The 4,045-nt window shown below is 63.5% G+C and carries 3 protein-coding genes; all 3 read right to left on the bottom strand.

The genetic code is table 11. The annotated features are described in order from the left end of the window. Positions 1-433: 433 nt before the first annotated feature. The 3 genes from ACO2RV_RS24915 to ACO2RV_RS24905 are packed head-to-tail and all read right to left on the bottom strand — an operon-like array spanning position 434 to position 3,888. Entirely contained in the window at positions 434-1,378 is a 945-nt protein-coding gene (locus ACO2RV_RS24915; RefSeq protein WP_423296889.1) for a TniQ family protein, read from the bottom strand. A 36-nt stretch (positions 1,379-1,414) separates the two neighbouring features. Continuing rightward, the gene (locus ACO2RV_RS24910; RefSeq protein WP_371349231.1) at positions 1,415-2,293 is read right to left on the bottom strand and encodes a TniB family NTP-binding protein; all 879 of its coding nucleotides are present in this window, start codon (positions 2,291-2,293) and stop codon (positions 1,415-1,417) included. After that, the gene (locus ACO2RV_RS24905) at positions 2,290-3,888 is read right to left on the bottom strand and encodes a Mu transposase C-terminal domain-containing protein (protein ID WP_423296888.1); all 1,599 of its coding nucleotides are present in this window, start codon (positions 3,886-3,888) and stop codon (positions 2,290-2,292) included. The genes ACO2RV_RS24910 and ACO2RV_RS24905 overlap by 4 nt, the downstream gene beginning before the upstream one ends. Positions 3,889-4,045: the final 157 nt, after the last annotated feature.

Below are 4,045 nucleotides of genomic sequence, written 5' to 3'. Positions count from 1 at the left end.
TGTCAGCAGACCGGAATTCGTGAGACTCGGCCGCCGTCGAGCCGTTTTTTAAAGCGGTTTTCGTGAGACAGCCTGCCAGATCCAGAGCTGGGCGCGTTGCTAACAGACTGAAATCGTTGGTCTCCAGACGCCTTTCCCAGCCAGAGGCGCGCCTTGTTACGCAGTCTCACGATTTCCGGTTTGGATGGGCATTGTCTCGGGAATACCGCCCCGATCAGCGCGGAAGCCCGGCCAAGCGCGGTTCGCACATCTTGAAGACAGCCTGCTGTTCGGCGGACGTCGCCGGATGCAGACGCAGACCCCATTCCATCGACCTCGTCAGGAGGCCGCTGAGGCCGATCGAACGGGTTGGACGAGGCAAGGATCGGAAAACGGCTAGTGGCCGCCTGCGGGCTTCTGAGCGGCCTTGGCGGGCCTCCAGCTTTTTTGGGGATCAGGAGAGCGCTTGAACCCGTTGATGGCTGATACGGGCACCTGTCACCGCTCTTCCGGCCTCCCCTCTGTGCCTGGTGCAGGGAGCGGCACGTCCGACAGCGTAGCGGATTGCCGCCGGCCATCCTTCGATCAGCGCCATTACCTTCTTTTGGCCGAACTCGTCGGAAGCCTCCAGAACACGAACGATCGTGTCGACCGGATTCTTCAGGACCCGGGCAACGCCGATGGCAAGCGCGTACCTCTCCGCCCGTGGCGCACTCGGCAGATCGGCGATGGTTGAAGACAGACGCTGATCGCTAGTCGGCACCGCAGCCCTGAATTCCGGCACCACGACACTCAGAACCGGGCGCCGGCAGGGTCGCGACAGAACGGAAGGATCGCGCTGACGCGGGAGCGGCAAGTACGCGAGTTCCCACGGTGCCGGAGGCGACGATTTCCGAGACGGCGAAAGCAGCAGCGACAGCACCGAGCCGACAGGAATCGCGGCAATCTCCCTCTCCATTGCCCATTGAAGCAGGATTTCCGCGCCCCGACGGCCTGATGCTTCATCGCCGAGCGCGCTGACGCCGCTCATTTCGCCGCCGAATAGTGGCTCACGGTGCCGATCGCACCAGAACGCAAAGGCAAACGACCAGCCTCTCAGACGCTGCGGTCGTTGCGTGCCGCGCGAGCAGGCCGGGCAAATCTCTCTGGAGCTGGGTCGAAGCAGGCTGCGATAGCGCGGCGGTGCGCCACGGAAGGTCATGGCGAACAGACGTTCGGCCGAACTGTTCGTCGCGACTGCGATGCGCTCCATGTCGGCCTGCACAGGCTCGAACTCAAGCTGCAATGCCGGACGAACGCAACCAATATGCGCTTGCAGCTCGTCCAGGGACACCAGATAGACGTCGGCGATCCGCTCCAGCCAGGAACTCAGCCGCTCGTCTCGAAAGGGCGGCGGCACGATAGGCAGCGGCGCCCTCCCCTCCCCCGTCACGGTTTAGGCCGCGGCGAAGGTCGCCGGCGCGGCGACACGATGATCGAGGATCGCAGTCGGCGTGATCCGCTCGGTTCCCGAGAGGATGGCATCCGTGGCGAGCTCGATCACCATCCGGAAGATCGATGCCGTGATGCCGCCATTGGCCTCGACAAGCCGCTTGAGCGCGCTGTCCGTCATCTCGGACGGCAGGCGCAGAGGCAAGGAGTAGAGGAGACCTCCGATCAGGCCATGGAAGTCGGCATCGTGCCGCCACGGCGGCAAGCCGTACGGCTCGAAGCGGCTGTTGAGATGGGCATCGCCGCGGATCGCATCACGCGCCTCGTGCGAGCCAAGGCAGATCAGGGGAATCCGCAGTTCGTTACCGAGGAAGCGCAGCAGATTGAGCATTCGGCGCTGTTCCCGGTAGGTGCCGGCGATCAAGTTCTGCACCTCGTCAATGATCAGCATGCGTGGCGCGGTTTCCTGAAGCAGCCGCAACGCCTGCGTTTCGAGCTGCCCGAGTGTGGCGCGGGTTGGCGGCGGCGCGCCAATCACCGACAGAAGGCGATGATAAAACCGCCCCTCATCCGGGGAGGGGACCATCTGCACGACGATGACAGGCCGGTGATGGATTCCGCTGCGCTCATCGAACCGAGGCGGATGAGCGCGCACGAACTTCTCGATAATCATCGTCTTGCCCATGCCCGAGGCGCCGAAGATCAGCAGGTTGGGCATGCGGGCGCGCTTGGGAAACAACAGCAGCTCTTCGAGCTTGTCGAGCGCCTGGCGGGCACGCGGATAGTCGATCCATCGATCCACCCGGATGTGCTCGATGCGCTCCCGCGCGGGCAGATCGGCATAGGCCTGAACGGCGGGATCGAGATGCGGATAAGCCGTCATTCCCATACCTCCACAGGGAAATGCGGCAAGGCGATCACCGGCTCGTCCGCCGGCGCGCTTGCCGGAAGCGCTGGCCTTGCCTGCAGATGAGCGCGCCGCGCGCGCAGCCTGCGGGCTTGTGTGGTGTCCCGGGTTGCCTGTTCGACCAGGGCACGCTGCGCAGCGATCGTCTGGAAGATCGCTTCCTCATCGATCTCCTGGCGGCCGCGCGCCCGCTGCACGCGCAGCGCCGCCTTCTGCTCCCACAGCGTGATGGCCGGGCGTCCAGGGTTGCGCGTGGGCGCCATCAGATAGTTCCCACCCAGCTTGACGAAGACCCGATGCAGATCCCGCGGATCGAACTTGACGAGAACCTTGTCGCTGCACCTACCAATCCAAGGCGCAAAGCTGTCCGACCAGTAGCAGATGTTGTTGATGTGGATGCCGGTTCGCCGCAGTACACGCGGCTCAAATGGTAGAAAGTCGATCAGGAAGGCGAGCGGATCGCGCACCTGCCGCGGAGGGCGCCCGGATATGGCCTCGTGCCAGGCCGCACCGGGCGGCCGGCCGATACCGCGGTGCAGATCGGAATGGTAGGCGATGATTTCCAGCGCCAGCCAGGCCTCGAGCTCGCGCATGGTCATCACGGCGCGCGCCTCGGGATCGTAGTCGCCCCGGTCCTGCACATTGGAGAAATGCGTGCCGGGCAGCAGATGCACCGCCCCCATCATCGTGCCGATCAGGCGTTCGACGTGCCCGCCAAACCGGGGCGTTCCCGGCGGACGATAGGAAACGAGGATATTGTGGTCGTCACAGCCGCGCTTGAAGGCGCGCGCGTGGAATTCGGCGCCGTTATCGACATGAATGCACTCGGGCAGGCCGCTCGTCGGCCAATCCAGCGAAATCCCCCGATCCTGCAGCCAGCGGGTCTTGTCGATGATCGCGTGCGTCAAGCAAAGCGCCACCGACGTCACCGACGGCGCCTCCAGAGACAGGTAAAAGCCCAGCACCATTCGGGTGTAGACATCGATCGCGATGGTGAGGATTGGTCGACCGATCGGCTGCCTCTCGATCGGGTCGACCACCGTCACGTCGACCTTCGTATGATCGATCTGGACGATCTGCAGCGGATGATGCGCTGAAAGCTCGCCGGGTAGTGCCAGGAACTGCGCGTCGGCCCGGGCCTTGCCCTCGCGACGGCGCGTCATAGCTTCCGTATCGAACGTCGCAAGGTATCCTTTCAGGCGTCTGATTGAGGGCGGCGCCAACTCGCTCACCCGGCAATCGGCCGAGATTCGCTTCCACAGGCGCGTCAACGTGGGCTTCTCGGGTGTGGCGTAGAATGTCGTGATGTTGCGGTCGACGATCGCCTTCAGGGCAGGATCAAAGGCGTCGATTCCGGCACGCCGCCCTGGCTTTCGACTAACGAGCGCTGTGGCGCGCTCCTCCGCCCGGTACCGCTTCAGCCACCGAAATAAGGTCGCGCGACTGACGGCAAGCTCCGCCATAGCGTCCGCGACATCAGCTGCACTCGGGCGTTGTGGCATCCGTCGTAGAACATCTGCATACCTGAGCGCGTTCTGCCATTCCTGTTCGTCGAGCTGGTCGCGTTCCATGCCTATTCACGCGGATGGTCGATCAATCTAGTCTCACCATAACTGAATCGCGTGACGGTTCCGTCTCAGCAGATCCGACTCGGTCTCACAAATTCTGAATCGGCTAACCCATTGAAAATAAGCGATCGCCAGTCTCATGAAAAACGGTCGGCTGACA

The sequence above is a fragment of the Ancylobacter sp. VNQ12 genome (assembly GCF_049445835.1).
Classification (GTDB): domain Bacteria; phylum Pseudomonadota; class Alphaproteobacteria; order Rhizobiales; family Xanthobacteraceae; genus Ancylobacter.
The sequence above is the reverse complement of the archived record's forward strand: the minus strand, read 5'-3'. Positions and strand labels throughout refer to the sequence as shown.